Below are 14,433 nucleotides of genomic sequence, written 5' to 3'. Positions count from 1 at the left end.
TTATTATTATATAAAGTTCTATAACATACTAACACAGAAATAAAGACTTGGCCAGAGATGAAAATGAGTTTAAAATGTATTTAAAAGGCTTATTTAGAAAGTGAAGGAATAATTGCGATGGTAAAAAAAATGAGTGTTAAAAAATATAGAAAATTAATCAATTTTGATATGAATTTGAGTAATGAAGTAAATTTAATTTCTGGTGGAAATGGTACTTGTAAATCTTCCTTACTATATTTAATAAGTAATAGTTATAAAAAGGTAGTGCAATCAAATAAAACAACAGAAATAAAGAATTGTTTAAAAATTATACAGCAATTGAACAATAAATTTAATCCTAAAATTGAAAATTTAACTAAAGGTGATAAGACTCATAATGATCCAGCTAGAAATGTTAATGGGAATATTTTGGAGGTTGAGTACTTTGATGATTCAATCTTAAATTTTCGTAAACATATATCTGGGCAAGGAAGTGAAAGTTATAGATATGCTATTAAGCCTAACTATGCTAGTGGTTCTGGAGAAAGATTACCTGAGCTGCCAATAATATATCTTGGATTGAGCCGTTTAATTACATTTGGAGAATTAGAACATCATAATGAACCTGAGTTTCCTAAAGAGTTAGAAGAATCCTTAACAATAGAACAGAAAGAGATGCTAAGAGATTTAATTGATAGTAATAGTTCAAGGCCACTATTTAAAGCTATAAATAAAAATCTGCCAAATAATTATATAGATATAATAAATAATATATATAAAGATTTTACGAATATTAAAATTGATACTTCAGAAAAATTCACTTCGATAGGTGAACAAAAGATTAGACCTGAATTTACTACAGAAGTTGAAGGGATTGATTCAAATACAATATCTTCTGGAGAAGATAACTTATATATAATTATAACAGCTTTAGTTTCTCTAAGGTTTTATTTTGAATGTTTGGTTGAAACAACTAATGAAATAGAGAGTATATTATTAATAGATGAATTGGATGCTACGTTACACCCTTTTTATCAAGAGAAGTTATATAAATTACTAGCTGATTATTCTTTAAATTATAAAATTCAAGTTGTTGCAACTACACACAGTATAGATTTATTAGAAGTAGCACTTGAACAAAACCAGTCTGTAGTGTATTTGATAGATAATCTGACAAGGGTTGAAAAGTTAGAGAATCCTACAGGTGAAAAGTTGGATATAGATTTAATTAGAAATTTCCTTAAACAACGAAGGTATCAGGATGATTTCACAAAAAAAATAGCCATATTTAGTGAAGATTATGAAGCTAGATTATTAATTAGATATACTTTAGATTACATTAAAACTCTAGGAGAAGAAGGAGCCAAATTTGAACGTGCAGATTCCTTTTTACATTTTGTTGAAATGAATATTGGTGCTGAGAATTTGCGGAATATGTTTAATGATTCATATCTAATAAATAATTTAGTAAATGCATTTTGTATTCTAGATGGGGATCAATCAAAAAAGTGGTCTAAAAAAATTATTACTTTACCAGGTGGTTCAAACCCAGAAGAATTGATATTCAACTATTTAGAGAAGCTTGTGTATCAAGATAAATATAATAAATTTTGGATGCAACCAGCAATTATACAAAAGGCCATACAAAAACAATATGTATTAGAAAGAATTGTAAATAAAAGAGAGCAAATAGAATCCGATATAGCAAAAATGCGTAGAGAAGGACAGTCAACATCTGGAGTTAGAAGAGAAAAGTATAAAAAACTATTTATAGAACATGAATTTTTTTTATTAGAAGTTTATAAGTATTGGTTAAAAGATAGTAGTAACCAAAAAGAAATTGATGAGTTTATAAAAGGATTTGCAACCATGTTTAATAGTTTAAGGAAGGTTTCAGGAATTACTCGAGATTTGATACTTCCAAGTTCAATTCCTAGAGAACTTTCTTTAGTATGATAAAATAGAGGATACTTAATTTATTGGGTATCCTCTATATTTATAAGTTGATTATCCGAAAGTTGAAGATTTTTGACCTACTATGAGGGGTTATTTAATAAGGGTCAAAGTGAATACGCTAAGAGTAGTTTTATGTCCGTTGGTTTGTGTGGTTACTTTTATCATTCTAAAACTAAAAGCTTTTTCGATTAATGAAAAAAACATAGACCGTTCGAGAATAATTTTTTAAGAAGTTTTCTTGTGGGCTGTTTTTTCATAATTATTTTTTTAATTTAGTAATATTTTCGGTTTTTCTATATGTAATCGTAATCTCTCTTCAAAATCGAATACATATACACATCATCAAACCCATTCTGACCAAGATCATACTCCCTCAATAAACCCTCTCTTACAAAATCAAAGTTCTCCAACAATTGAACAGAAGACTTATTAGCTGGATCAATGATGGCTTCAATCCGGTTCAGGTTCATCTCCTGAAATCCATATCGTAACACCGCAGCAATCGCTTCCTTCATGATGCCTTTTCTCCAATGATCGTGATGTAATTCATAGCCAATTTCGGTGCGGCAGTGCTGTTTTTCTAGATTGAGAAATCCGCAGCTGCCGATGATGGCTGGATTGTCTTTTAGAGAAATGCCCCAGCGGATGCCTGTTTGTTCTTTGAAGATATTGTCATACCACTTGATTTCTCCTTTTGTGTCCTCGATGGTTTCATGTGCATCAATGCCCATGTATCGGCACACTGTTTCATTGGATAAATAGATATGCATATCCTCAGCGTCTTCGATCGTTGCTTTTTTTAAGATCAATCTTTCGGTATGTATTGTTGGAAATGTTTGCGGAAAGGTGATTTTGCTCATTTGATTATCCTCCATGCGATGTCTTTTGTTCTGTACATGCCTTACAATAAAAAACCCCTTCATTTCTCAGCCAAGCCTTCACTTCTGTCATACCTCTTCTCTTAGGATAGACCAGCTTGACGTACACTTCTTCGTTTCCTTCTATCTTTTTCTGACAGCCAGCACACGAGGGTTCTTCGAATCGAAACAATCAATATCCTCCTTTTTGTAGATATTTCTTCCATTATATCAAAAGTTCAATACGATCTTTGCGACCTATTCTTCACTTTCTCTATTTTTATCCGACATATGCTAAGTAAAAGAAATTTTCGTTTGTTGAAACCGTTTGAGAGAAAGCTTGCTCTAACAGGTGTAGGAGGTTGAGTGAGATGAAGCAAGTGCGTCTAATTAAAAAAGCACAAAAAGGGAATGTTCCGGCATTTGAGAAATTAATGCTGATGTATCAAGAGCGTTTATATAAAACGGCTTTTCTCTACACAAGAAATAAAGAGGATTCGTTAGATGCTGTTCAGGAGACGGTATTTAAAGCGTTTAAGCATCTATCTGGCTTGAAAGAACCAGCTTATTTTTCTAGCTGGCTGACTCTGATTTTGATTCATACGATTTTTGCTATGAAGAAAAAGCAGCAAGATGTTGTTCCGTTTGAGCAGCAGCACGAAAGCGTTGAGCGTCATGATTTTTTGGAAGACAAGCTAGATTTAAAACATGCACTTGATGTGTTAGACGAGCAATACCAGATTGTGATTCAGCTATTTTATTTTCAAGATTATTCGATTTCAATGATTTCTCAGCAGATGGGTATGCCTGAAGGAACGGTCAAAACTCATTTGTATCGCGCAAGAAAGTTATTAAAGCAAACGTTGGAAAAGGAGGAGAGTGTCGATGGAACGAAAAGAAATGAAAAAGCTCTATGATGAGATTGAAGTACCAATGGTTGAAGTAACCTCAGCGATTCGTCAAGCCATTGGAGATGTGAAAGCGGAAAAGAAAAGACGTTGGTTCAAATGGAATTGGAGAACGCCAATCTACTCTGTCATCGTACTTATCGTCCTTTACTTTTCATCAGGCTTCCTTTTTCCTTCTCTTAATACAGCAATGGCACGTGTCCCGATTATTGGGCAGTTTTATATGATGTTTCACGATAAAATAGGAATGTCTCTTTTTCAGAGTGATATGGTGAAGCATGTTAATGAGGGGGCTGAATCAAGAGGGGTTACTGTGAAAGTAAACAGTGTATACTATGATGCCGGGCGGCTTGTTTATACGTTTACGGTGGAGAATTTCCATACAAAAGAAGAATTTGTATCGTTCAGAGTGAATGCAGAAAAAATCGATGGAAACTTCCAACTGAATTATGATAAAACAGAATTGAAAAATTAAAAGATGGCCGCTATGTTGGACAGACGGAAGTCTATACAAATGGACAAACGATCAAACAAGGTCAGCAAGTGCCACTTGTCATTTCGAAGATAGGGGATATTGTAGGGAATTGGCGCTTCAAGTTACCTGTGGTCAAGCAAAAAACCACTTTATTATCGGGACAAAAAGACGTGTCTATTTTAGATGGGCGTTATCAAATAAGGAATGTAAAGGTAGAAAATGGAGTGAAAGGCTCTGCTATTCAATATGCCATTGATTATAATGGTTTTGCCAAAGATGATAGAGTCAGTATAGATGGAATGAAGGATAATTTAGGAAATGAGTATCAGCTTGAGATTGGAACCGTTTTAAGAAAAAAACAACTCACTCCTGACAAAACTAGAAAAGATCATTTGACGATTTTAAATCAGCCGATCAATTCAAAGGCGACTGAATTGACATTTTACACAGATGTGAGAAACGAACGAGAAGACAGCAAAATCATTCCTCTCCAGACAAAGCTGCCTGTTCAGTTCAAAACAAAGCATCATGGCATCGGAATCAAAATCAATAAAATAGAGCAAAAAGACCGTTCTGTGATCGTTGATTATCAATTTACTGGAGTAGATCAAAAAGAATTAGATCAGGATTTGATGGAGAATATAGGTGAATTCATTGGATTAGGCGATGTTGAAAAGATGAAATCATGGCCCGATCCACAAGCAGACTATGAAAGCGGATATTACTTGAAGGGGAACCATGCGAAGGTGACGAATTTAAAGACAGCTTCCATGCAATCCACCTTTGAATTTGATGATAAGAATCTAGAGACTTTATCATTAAACCATTTTTCTTTTAAAGAATATGGGCTTTACCTTGATTTGTCAGAACTGAATATGTTGGCGCCACAGAAAGCGATAAAGGTAACCATTCCAGTCAAAAAAGAAACATCAAAAGCTAGTCAATAAATAAAAGAGCGAACATGGTTATACATGTTCGCTTTTTGTCTGCTTTTGGACCAGCCGATTACGATGGAACGAGTACCGAATCAACATGAATGCAACAAAACTGGCTAAACCGCCAATCCAGCTTAAGTTCGTGACATTTGTATATTGAATCATCACACCGCCGATTGACGATCCGAGCATCATGCCAATATTCATAATCGCTGTATTAAAGCTCAGCACGGTTTCTGATGCTTGGGGTTTAAGGGAGATCAGATAAAATTGCTTCGCTGGTGTTGTTGTCCATGTAGCAATGCCCCAAATGGCGAGTGTAATCAAGACCCAGATAGCGGAGAATTGCGTAAAGAAGAGTGTAAATAAAGACAACATCTGGATCATGATGCTGATCGAGATGGTTCGGTTTGGTCCCCATTGATCGACGGCGAAGCCGCCAAAGCGTGAGCCAATAAAAGCAGAAATGCCTAAGACGAGCAAGGCAATACTTGTCATTTCAAGTGAAAAGCCGGCGGTCTGTCGTAATAAAGGAGAGATATAAGCAAAGACCATCGTGTAGCCTAAGATCCAAAAGACGGTCGTGGCTAAGCCGCTGATCACCCTCCGGTCTTGAAGGAGGTGTAATTGCTGCTTCAATGGCAGATGTGAATGTCCCTCCATACGTGGCAGTAATTGATAAAGCAGGACCAAGGGACAAGCAGTACCTAGTGCAATGATGAGAAAAATATAGTGCCAATCCACATGACCTGATAAAAATGTGCCAATAGGGACACCAAGTACGAGTGAAATGGTAAAACCAGTAATGACCGTTGCCATCGCGCTTCCCTTTTTTTCTGGAGGGGCGATCTGCGCTGCATAATTCGTGGCGACGACAATATATAAGCCGCCACTCATCGCCATGATAATTCGGGATAGCAGGAGCAGCACAAAGTGATGGCTAAAAAAGGCGACCACATTGCCTAAAATAAACACAAAAATCGCCGATAACAGAACCTTTTTTCGGTTCAATTTCGATGTTGCCATCACTAAAAAGAGAGCACCTACTGCATAAAAGAGAGAGTAAACGGTAATAAGCTGCCCGGCAGCAGGAATGGAGATATTTAGATCAACAGAAATAATATCTAGAATGCCTGATACGACGAATTCTGACGTGCCTGTGACGAATGAACCGACAGCTAAAAGAATAATCAATAGCTGATGTGATGTGTTTTTCATTTTTGAACCCTTCCTTCAATTTGATACGTTGTATTTAGTTTAAATTCCGTGCTAACATAAGTAAAATTGATGTTTTTCATGAAGGAGATGAGTGAATACTCATGAGCTTTGTTCGCTTTGATATTATTGCAAAAGTGGTCGAGCTTGGCAGTTTTACCGCAGCAGCTGAAGCATTAAATATGACGCAGTCCGCGGTCAGTCATGCGGTGGCAAGTTTAGAAACGGAGTGGGATGTGTCTTTATTCATTCGTGATCGAAAAAAGGGCATCATGCTGACAGATATCGGTCAAACGCTTCTCCCGCATATTAGAGAAGTGTTAAATAGGGTGGAGAAGATCCAGCAGGAGATTGCGTTAACGAAAAATATCGAAACGGGCTTGATTCGTATCGGAACATTTGCCAGTGCATCAGCTTGTTTATTGCCTAAGCTGCTTGTGAGCTATCAGAAAAAGCATCCGAAAATCGAATTTAAATTTTATGAGGGGACGTATGAAGAAATATTGGAGTGGCTGGACTCTGGCATCATTGATGTTGGATTTGTTGTGAAAGGCTATGCGGATGAAGCCTTTGACTTGTTGCCGCTGATCAAAGATGAGATGGTGGTCGCCTATCATCCAAATCATCGATTCCACCAGCAGCCCATTGTAGACATAACAGATTTGGCGGATGAACCATTTATTATGCCGACTGGCATGTATCAATCACATGTAGAGGATATATTTTCTGAGGCTCAATTGAAGCCAGCTACTTTATTTGAAGTACACGATTGTACGACCATTGCTCGTATGGTCGGAGAAGGGCTTGGTGTCACGATAGGTCCTGAGCTGTTTTTAAAAACGCAGCAGCTTGTGCACATTCGAAAGTTGAATGTCTCTCATCACCGCGAGGTTGCGCTCGCCTGTCCGTCTCTCTCCCAAGCTTCACCAGCTGTGAAAGAGTTTTTCCATGTAGCCGCAGCGGTTTTTGCAAAAGAGAAGGATTTGGAGAAGGGTGTATAAAGAACTAGATGTGATTTTCCAAATTCGTGTAATAAGACGAATGAAGCGGACATTTCTTTGAAAATTGTTCGCTTTTTGTATTGTGTTTTAAAAATGAAGTTGGTACAATAGACACAGAAATCAAATAGATAGAAGTCGTATAATCGCGGGGATATGGCCCGCAAGTTTCTACCAAGCTACCGTAAATGGCTTGACTACGTCAATTCACACTCGTTTGATATAAATCATGCATTGTTCTTGTTTTATGTCACGGTCTGAATTCACACTTGTAGTCAAGCGTCCCAAAACTGTTGGGGCGTTTTTTATTTGACTTGTGAATGGGACAGACTAAAGCAAAAGGACATGAAGGGAGTCAGTTGGCTTTGAAACAGTTTTTTCAGTTTGATGAGTTAGGAACGAATTACCGCAGAGAAATCATCGGTGGTTTAACCACATTTTTGTCGATGGCTTACATTTTGTTTGTCAATCCGATCACACTTGCTTTAGTGTCTGTACCGGATTTTCCAGATAAATTACGAATTGATCAGGGCGCTGTCTTTACAGCGACGGCGTTAGCCTCTGCCGCAGGGTGTATTCTGATGGGGTTGATTGCCAGGTATCCGATTGCAATTGCACCAGGTATGGGTTTGAATGCCTTCTTCGCCTTCTCGGTTGTTCTTGGCATGGGCATCACATGGGAAGCAGCACTTTCTGGTGTGTTTGTTTCAGGATTGATCTTTGTTGCCCTTTCTTTAACAGGTTTCCGTGAAAAAATCATCAATGCCATTCCGGCTGAGCTGAAGCTGGCGGTTGGTGCGGGTATTGGTTTGTTCATTACGTTTGTCGGTCTGCAAGGCTCTGGCATTATCGCCAATAATGATAATACGCTCGTTTCGATTGGAAACATTCACAGTGGTCCTGTCTTATTAACGGTGTTTGGTATCGTTGTGACCGTCATTTTAATGGTTCTTCGAGTGAATGCAGGTGTCTTCATCGGGATGCTTGTGACAGCTATTGCAGGAATGATCGTTGGTCTTGTACCAGTACCGACGCAAATTGTGGGAAGTATTCCAAGCTTATCTCCAACCTTTGGACAAGCCTTGATTCATTTGCCAGAAATCTTCTCGATTCAAATGCTTGTCGTGATTTTAACGTTCTTATTCGTTGGGTTCTTTGATACAGCAGGAACGCTTGTGGCTGTTGCAACCCAAGCTGGTTTAATGAAAAATAATGAGCTGCCGCGTGCAGGAAGAGCACTTCTGGCGGATTCATCTTCAATCGTTGTAGGTTCTGTCCTTGGAACATCCACAACGACATCTTATGTTGAATCCAGCTCAGGTGTAGCTGCTGGTGCGCGTTCTGGATTTGCAGCTGTCGTAACAGGTATTTTCTTCTTGCTTGCGATGTTCTTCTCGCCGCTATTATCCGTCGTTACATCGAATGTGACAGCACCTGCTTTAATCATTGTCGGTGCACTGATGGTCGCTCCGCTAGCGAAGATTGCCTGGGATCGTTTTGAAATTGCCGTACCAGCCTTCTTAACGATGATTATGATGCCACTCACATACAGTATTGCAACAGGGATTGCGGTTGGCTTTATTTTCTACCCGATTACGATGATCTTTAAAGGGAAAGCCAAAGAAGTACATCCGATTATGTACGGATTGTTTGTGATCTTTATTCTTTACTTTGCTTTCTTAAATCATTAATTGTTGACAAAGGGTTAAAATGATCTTTATTTTAACCCTTTGTCTTCTTTTTTCAGTGTGATAGAAAACCTTTGCAGTCTAGGAAGGACGAGCACTGACGCGGAGCGAATTTGACATTCGTGAGCACCAACGCGCAGGACTGACAAAGAATGCGAGGGTTTGTCTACACGCTGAAGCAGCAGCTCATGGAAGCTGCTGTTTTTTTGTTTTGTCTAATTTTCTTACCATTTTAAAACCTCTGCTGCCCTTTATCCGTCTATTCGTATGAACGTCAAGGAATCTTGACTGAACAGAGAGACTCCGCTACTTTAATAGGAGTCATCGGAACAGGACATTCGTATGAGCCTGTTTGGATTGTGCTGGATAGGAGTTGATATGAATGTTAGAAAAAGATCAAGAGCAAAGTACATCAGACTTAAAAAATGAAGAGCCATCAATAGATCAAGAAACGAGGCAATCCCGCCTCAGCAGAAGTGCCGCAAAACGTGGAAGAACCTCGAAAGCAAAAGCAGCAGCGGCTGATGAGCGTTCTGCCATTCAGCGTATGCTGCAAGGTGTAGGAGGCGCGTTTAAGCGCTATGGCTCATATGGACTTGAGATGTTAAAATCACCGAGCCGGGCCATCAATCAAGCGGAAACATTACGGATGAAGTACGCCTGGATTTCGATTGTGTTATTCAGCGTGTTTTTTGCTTTAGGCAACTATGTTCAATTAAAGGCGTCAAAGACCCGCTTATTAGGCTTTGGCATTCATTATTCTTTTGGCGACGCCTTTTTGAAGGTAGCGGTCTTTACATTCATTGTGTTGACATTGATGGTGCTTACCGTCTGGCTGCTCGGAAAGTACATGCTAAAAGGAAACATATCACTGAAAGAAGTGATCATGAAGTTTGGCGCTGCGCTTGTGCCGGTTTTAGTTTTATCCATCCTTTGGCTTGTATTTGCCATGCTGAATATTCCATATGTGACCGTCATATTATCCGTGATGATGTTTGTCGGCCTTCAGTTGATTGCGGTCGTGCTCTTTCGCTCGATTCAATCGGAGCATGATGCCGAACGTGGAGATTTGATGTATGCGGGCTGGATCTTTTTATTGGTGGAGCTTGTCATCATTGCACTACTCTGGAGCATTGTCGGAGAGTATTTGATTCCATCACTTGTTCCTGTTCGATTTGGATAAACACACTGAAAGCCTCCTTTTTTGAAAAAGGAGGTTTTCATGTTGAGAAGAGGAAAAAACGGGTAAACTCTTGGTAACAAAGACCACCTTTGTTGTCGAAAGATATATGTGTTTTTCTCGCGCAAATTTGATTGTATCAAGGTATGTTCTCTAGTAGAATATGGGGTGCTTTATTTGATTTTTAGTGCAGGGGGTTCGAATCGTGCTTCAACAACTTTTATCCAATGCGTTCACCATGGTTTTGATCATTTTAGTGATTAATATTGTCTATGTTTCTTTTTCCACTATGCGTTTGATTTTAACAATGAAAGGCAGACGGTACGCAGCTGCTTTTGCTGGTACGATTGAAATGCTTATTTATGTCATTGGGTTAAGTATCGTACTTGATAACTTAGATCAGATACAAAATGTCATTGCGTATGCGCTAGGTTATGGGATGGGAATCATTGTCGGGATGAAAATTGAAGAGAAGCTGGCACTTGGCTACACAACTGTTAACGTGATCACAAAAGAATTGGATGTCGATCTCCCAAGACAATTGAGAGAAAAAGGATATGGTGTCACCAGCTGGGTAGCAGGCGGTCTTGAAGGAGACCGGACAGCATTGCAAATTTTAACACCGAGAAAATATGAACTGCAATTATATGAAACGATTAAAACGCTGGATTCAAAGGCGTTTATCATTTCGTATGAGCCCAAATCGATTCACGGCGGCTTCTGGGTGAAGGCTGTGAAGAAAAGGAGAATTAAAGAATGACCGCAAAACCAAAGAAGAAGAAATTCTATGTGGAAGACAACATGTCGATCGATCAAGTGTTGTCCCAGATGGCAGCGGAAGGCTACTCGCCTGTCCGACGAATGGAGGAGCCGATTTTTCAGGAAAAGAAGGAAAATGGGTCGATTCAGATCATTCCGATTGGGAAAAAAATCGTATTTGAAGGAAAAATAGTCTAAATCCGAACATTAAAACGACGACTTCATAGATTGTTCGATAAATCCGTTGACATCATGAACATCCGTTGTTAAGATAAACATGAAATCAAAACACGAGCCTCATATAATCTTGGGAATATGGCCCATAAGTTTCTACCCAGTTACCGTAAATGACTGGACTATGCAGGATAGTGAACAAAACTGACATGGCGTTTCAAAAGCGAACAGCGCTTACCATGGCCCGGTTTGTGTTGCTTCCTAACAATGCAATGCAAATCGGGCCTTTTTGTTCGGCGTTTGACAAGCTGCTTAGGTTTGGGAAGCGTGTCAAACGATACAAAATCGAATATCAGCTTAAAGGTGGGGACAAAATGAAGCCGCTTGTAGGTGTCATCATGGGAAGTACATCTGATTGGGAAACAATGAAAAATGCGTGCGATATCTTAGAGGAATTAGACATTCCGTATGAAAAACAGGTGGTATCCGCACATCGGACACCTGACTTGATGTTTGAATATGCGACAGAAGCAAGAGGTAAAGGACTAAAAGTCATCATTGCCGGTGCTGGAGGCGCAGCACATTTACCGGGGATGGTCGCAGCGAAAACGACACTGCCGGTCATTGGTGTGCCCGTACAATCAAAAGCACTAAATGGGCTGGATTCCTTATTATCCATCGTTCAAATGCCAGGCGGTGTACCGGTTGCTACAGTGGCGATTGGCAAAGCCGGTGCAACAAATGCAGGGCTTCTTGCCGCGCAAATGATTTCAGCATTTGATGAAACAATCGCTGCTCGCCTTGAAGAAAGAAGAGAGCAAACAAAACAGACTGTACTAGAAAGCAGTGATCAGCTTGGCTAAGCAGACCATTTTTCCAAACGCAACCATCGGTATTATCGGCGGAGGACAGCTTGGCAGATATATGGCCGTCAGCGCAAAGCAAATGGGATACCGGGCAGCTGTGTTAGATCCAGTCGCACAATCTCCTTGTGGACAGGTTGCTGATACAGAAATCACAGCTGCATATAGTGACCTCGAAGCGATTCGACAGCTGGCAGAAATCAGCGATGTCGTGACATATGAATTTGAAAATATTGATTATGATGCACTTAATCAATTGAAGGAAGAAGCCAATTTACCGCAAGGAAGTGAACTTCTTCTTTTAACTCAAAATCGTGAAACGGAGAAAAAAGGGATTGTAGACGCAGGCTGTGAAGTCGCGCCTTATCGCATCATTCATGATGAAAAAGAGCTGGAAGACGCAGTGGCCGTGCTTGGTTTGCCAGCCGTTCTGAAAACGTGCAGAGGCGGCTACGACGGAAAAGGGCAGTATGTGATCAAGGAAAAAGGACAGCTTCACGAAGCATCTGAATTGCTCACACATGGAACTTGTATTTTAGAAAGCTGGGTCCCATTTCAAATGGAGCTCTCGGTGATCGTCACTCGTTCTATTCATGGGGAGATTGCGGTATTCCCAGTCGCTGAGAACATTCATAAGCATAACATTTTGTTCCAAAGCATTGTGCCTGCAAGGGTAGAGGAACGTATTCAGGAGAAGGCAAAAGAGCTGGCAACGACACTGGCTGAAAAGCTGGGGCTAGTCGGTACACTTGCTGTAGAACTGTTCCTGACAAACGAGGGAGAGCTGCTCGTCAATGAACTGGCGCCTCGCCCGCATAATTCTGGTCATTATACGCTCGATTTATGTGAGACGAGTCAGTTTGAACAGCACGTTCGCGCGATATGTGGTTTGCCGCTTGGCGGTACAGCCCTTTTCTCAGAGGGCATGATGGTGAACTTATTAGGCGATGAAGTGGACATCCCAACAGAGCATCCTGAGCTTCTCAAAGAAGCGAAGCTTTATCTATATGGAAAGCATGAAGTAAAAGCCGGCCGCAAAATGGGGCATATGACATTTATGAAACAGCTTGATGATGAATGGATGACAAACATCACAAAGATATGGACTGAAAGAGATGGAGGAAACGGGAAATGATCGAACGTTACGCACGACCAGAAATGTCAGCAATCTGGACAGAGGAAAACAAATTTAATGCATGGCTTGAAGTAGAAATTCTCGCTTGTGAAGCTTGGGCAGAGCTTGGTGTTATTCCGAAAGAAGACGTTGTGACCATGCGCAAAAATGCAAGCTTTGATATTGATCGTATTCTAGAGATTGAACAAGACACGCGCCATGACGTGGTAGCCTTTACGCGTGCTGTATCTGAATCTCTAGGAGAAGAAAGAAAGTGGGTTCATTACGGGTTAACATCTACAGACGTAGTGGATACGGCGCTTTCATATCTATTAAAACAGGCGAACGATATCTTGCTCAAGGACATTGAGAGATTTGTTGACATCCTAAAAGAAAAAGCAAAAGAGCACAAATATACCGTCATGATGGGCCGTACACACGGTGTACACGCTGAACCGACAACATTTGGCCTGAAGCTTGGTCTTTGGTACGAAGAAATGAAGCGTAACCTAGAACGTTTTAAACAAGCAAAAGCTGGCATCGAATACGGCAAAATTTCTGGTGCTGTTGGCACATATGCGAACATCGACCCGTTTGTTGAGCAATATGTATGTGAGAAGCTTGGCATCAAAGCTGCACCAATTTCAACCCAAACCTTGCAGCGTGATCGTCATGCAGATTACATGGCTACTCTTGCACTCGTCGCAACAAGCATTGAGAAATTTGCTGTTGAAATTCGTGGACTTCAAAAGAGTGAAACACGTGAAGTAGAAGAGTTCTTCGCAAAAGGACAAAAAGGATCATCAGCGATGCCGCATAAACGGAACCCAATCGGCTCTGAAAATATGACGGGAATTGCCCGCGTCATCCGTGGATATATGCTGACAGCTTATGAAAATGTACCGCTTTGGCATGAGCGTGATATTTCTCATTCCTCTGCTGAGCGCATCATTTTACCAGATGCAACGATTGCACTGAACTATATGCTGAACCGTTTCTCAAACATCGTAAAGAACTTGACGGTCTTCCCTGAGAACATGAAACGCAACATGGACCGCACACTTGGCTTGATTTACTCACAGCGCGTTCTTCTTGCATTAATCGATACAGGCATGGCACGTGAAGAGGCATATGATACGGTTCAGCCAAAGGCAATGGAAGCGTGGGAAAAGCAAGTGCCATTCCGTTCATTAGTAGAAGCGGAGGAAAAAATCACATCACGCTTAACACCTGAACAAATCGCTGACTGCTTCGATTACAACTATCACTTGAAAAATGTCGATATGATTTTCGAACGTCTAGGTCTTGCGTAAGAAATGGGCCGCCTGCTCG

13 protein-coding genes, 1 pseudogene and 2 riboswitches are annotated in these 14,433 nt (G+C 40.1%); of the genes and pseudogenes, 11 read left to right on the top strand and 3 right to left on the bottom strand.

Annotated features, from left to right (window positions below; genetic code table 11):
* Positions 1-117 precede the first annotated feature (117 nt).
* Positions 118-1,935 (top strand): AAA family ATPase, encoded by a 1,818-nt coding sequence (locus C6Y02_RS12845; RefSeq protein ID WP_106031413.1) that lies wholly within the window; start codon positions 118-120, stop codon positions 1,933-1,935.
* Between the two features lie 293 nt (positions 1,936-2,228).
* On the opposite strand, the gene C6Y02_RS12840 is transcribed toward C6Y02_RS12845, so the two are convergent.
* Both C6Y02_RS12840 and C6Y02_RS12835 read right to left on the bottom strand, forming a co-directional pair.
* Positions 2,229-2,795 (bottom strand): GNAT family N-acetyltransferase, encoded by a 567-nt coding sequence (locus C6Y02_RS12840; RefSeq protein WP_106031412.1) that lies wholly within the window; start codon positions 2,793-2,795, stop codon positions 2,229-2,231.
* Positions 2,796-2,799: 4 nt separating this feature from the next.
* Positions 2,800-2,985 (bottom strand): Fe3+ hydroxamate ABC transporter substrate-binding protein, encoded by a 186-nt coding sequence (locus C6Y02_RS12835; RefSeq protein ID WP_106031411.1) that lies wholly within the window; start codon positions 2,983-2,985, stop codon positions 2,800-2,802.
* A gap of 178 nt (positions 2,986-3,163) precedes the next feature.
* Between C6Y02_RS12835 and C6Y02_RS12830 the strand changes: the two genes are divergently transcribed.
* Together C6Y02_RS12830 and C6Y02_RS19735 are read left to right on the top strand one after the other, a co-directional pair.
* On the top strand, positions 3,164-3,709 hold the full coding sequence (locus C6Y02_RS12830; RefSeq protein ID WP_106031410.1) for a sigma-70 family RNA polymerase sigma factor: 546 nt from the start codon (positions 3,164-3,166) through the stop codon (positions 3,707-3,709).
* Positions 3,678-5,122: pseudogene (locus C6Y02_RS19735) on the top strand (DUF4179 domain-containing protein). The gene C6Y02_RS12830 and the pseudogene C6Y02_RS19735 overlap by 32 nt, the downstream one beginning before the upstream one ends.
* Positions 5,123-5,140: 18 nt before the next feature.
* Here the strand turns inward: C6Y02_RS19735 and C6Y02_RS12820 are convergent.
* A complete protein-coding gene (locus C6Y02_RS12820) occupies positions 5,141-6,328 on the bottom strand; it encodes an MFS transporter (RefSeq protein ID WP_106031409.1) in 1,188 nt (395 codons plus the stop codon).
* 101 nt (positions 6,329-6,429) lie between these two features.
* On the opposite strand from C6Y02_RS12820, the gene C6Y02_RS12815 reads away from it, so the two are divergent.
* The 8 genes from C6Y02_RS12815 (at position 6,430) to purB (ending at position 14,414) form a co-directional block, all read left to right on the top strand.
* Entirely contained in the window at positions 6,430-7,326 is an 897-nt protein-coding gene (locus C6Y02_RS12815) for a LysR family transcriptional regulator (RefSeq protein ID WP_106031408.1), read from the top strand.
* 115 nt (positions 7,327-7,441) lie between these two features.
* Positions 7,442-7,543: riboswitch (purine riboswitch) on the top strand.
* A 145-nt stretch (positions 7,544-7,688) separates the two neighbouring features.
* Positions 7,689-9,014 carry an NCS2 family permease gene (locus tag C6Y02_RS12810; RefSeq protein ID WP_106031407.1) on the top strand — a complete coding sequence of 442 codons (1,326 nt, stop codon included), beginning with the start codon at positions 7,689-7,691 and terminating at the stop codon, positions 9,012-9,014.
* Positions 9,015-9,393: 379 nt separating this feature from the next.
* Positions 9,394-10,194, top strand: coding sequence for a hypothetical protein (locus tag C6Y02_RS12800; protein WP_106031406.1), 801 nt, complete (start codon positions 9,394-9,396; stop codon positions 10,192-10,194).
* A 202-nt stretch (positions 10,195-10,396) separates the two neighbouring features.
* The gene (locus C6Y02_RS12795) at positions 10,397-10,951 is read left to right on the top strand and encodes a DUF2179 domain-containing protein (RefSeq protein WP_024424505.1); all 555 of its coding nucleotides are present in this window, start codon (positions 10,397-10,399) and stop codon (positions 10,949-10,951) included.
* Entirely contained in the window at positions 10,948-11,148 is a 201-nt protein-coding gene (locus tag C6Y02_RS12790; RefSeq protein WP_060595676.1) for an NETI motif-containing protein, read from the top strand. The genes C6Y02_RS12795 and C6Y02_RS12790 overlap by 4 nt, the downstream gene beginning before the upstream one ends.
* Before the next feature lie 79 nt (positions 11,149-11,227).
* Positions 11,228-11,329: riboswitch (purine riboswitch) on the top strand.
* Between the two features lie 169 nt (positions 11,330-11,498).
* Entirely contained in the window at positions 11,499-11,987 is a 489-nt protein-coding gene (gene purE, locus C6Y02_RS12785) for a 5-(carboxyamino)imidazole ribonucleotide mutase (RefSeq protein WP_050945777.1), read from the top strand.
* Positions 11,980-13,122: a 5-(carboxyamino)imidazole ribonucleotide synthase gene (gene purK, locus C6Y02_RS12780; protein ID WP_106031405.1), complete on the top strand. Its 1,143-nt coding sequence runs from the start codon at positions 11,980-11,982 to the stop codon at positions 13,120-13,122. Before purE ends, purK begins: the two co-directional genes overlap by 8 nt.
* Positions 13,119-14,414 (top strand): adenylosuccinate lyase, encoded by a 1,296-nt coding sequence (gene purB, locus C6Y02_RS12775; RefSeq protein ID WP_034664786.1) that lies wholly within the window; start codon positions 13,119-13,121, stop codon positions 14,412-14,414. Before purK ends, purB begins: the two co-directional genes overlap by 4 nt.
* Positions 14,415-14,433 lie beyond the last annotated feature (19 nt).

This window comes from Bacillus sp. NMCC4, assembly GCF_002998555.1.
Classification (GTDB): Bacteria; Bacillota; Bacilli; order Bacillales; family Bacillaceae; genus Bacillus.
The sequence above is the reverse complement of the archived record's forward strand: the minus strand, read 5'-3'. Positions and strand labels throughout refer to the sequence as shown.

Excerpts from the sequence above, each read along its gene's own strand:
- C6Y02_RS12845 (WP_106031413.1), top strand. The coding sequence starts at position 118 with ATGGTAAAAAAAATGAGTGTTAAAAAATATAGAAAATTAATCAATTTT.
- C6Y02_RS12840 (WP_106031412.1), bottom strand. The coding sequence starts at position 2,795 with ATGAGCAAAATCACCTTTCCGCAAACATTTCCAACAATACATACCGAA.
- C6Y02_RS12830 (WP_106031410.1), top strand. The coding sequence starts at position 3,164 with ATGAAGCAAGTGCGTCTAATTAAAAAAGCACAAAAAGGGAATGTTCCG.
- C6Y02_RS12820 (WP_106031409.1), bottom strand. The coding sequence starts at position 6,328 with ATGAAAAACACATCACATCAGCTATTGATTATTCTTTTAGCTGTCGGT.
- C6Y02_RS12815 (WP_106031408.1), top strand. The coding sequence starts at position 6,430 with ATGAGCTTTGTTCGCTTTGATATTATTGCAAAAGTGGTCGAGCTTGGC.
- C6Y02_RS12800 (WP_106031406.1), top strand. The coding sequence starts at position 9,394 with ATGTTAGAAAAAGATCAAGAGCAAAGTACATCAGACTTAAAAAATGAA.
- C6Y02_RS12790 (WP_060595676.1), top strand. The coding sequence starts at position 10,948 with ATGACCGCAAAACCAAAGAAGAAGAAATTCTATGTGGAAGACAACATG.
- purE (WP_050945777.1), top strand. The coding sequence starts at position 11,499 with ATGAAGCCGCTTGTAGGTGTCATCATGGGAAGTACATCTGATTGGGAA.
- purB (WP_034664786.1), top strand. The coding sequence starts at position 13,119 with ATGATCGAACGTTACGCACGACCAGAAATGTCAGCAATCTGGACAGAG.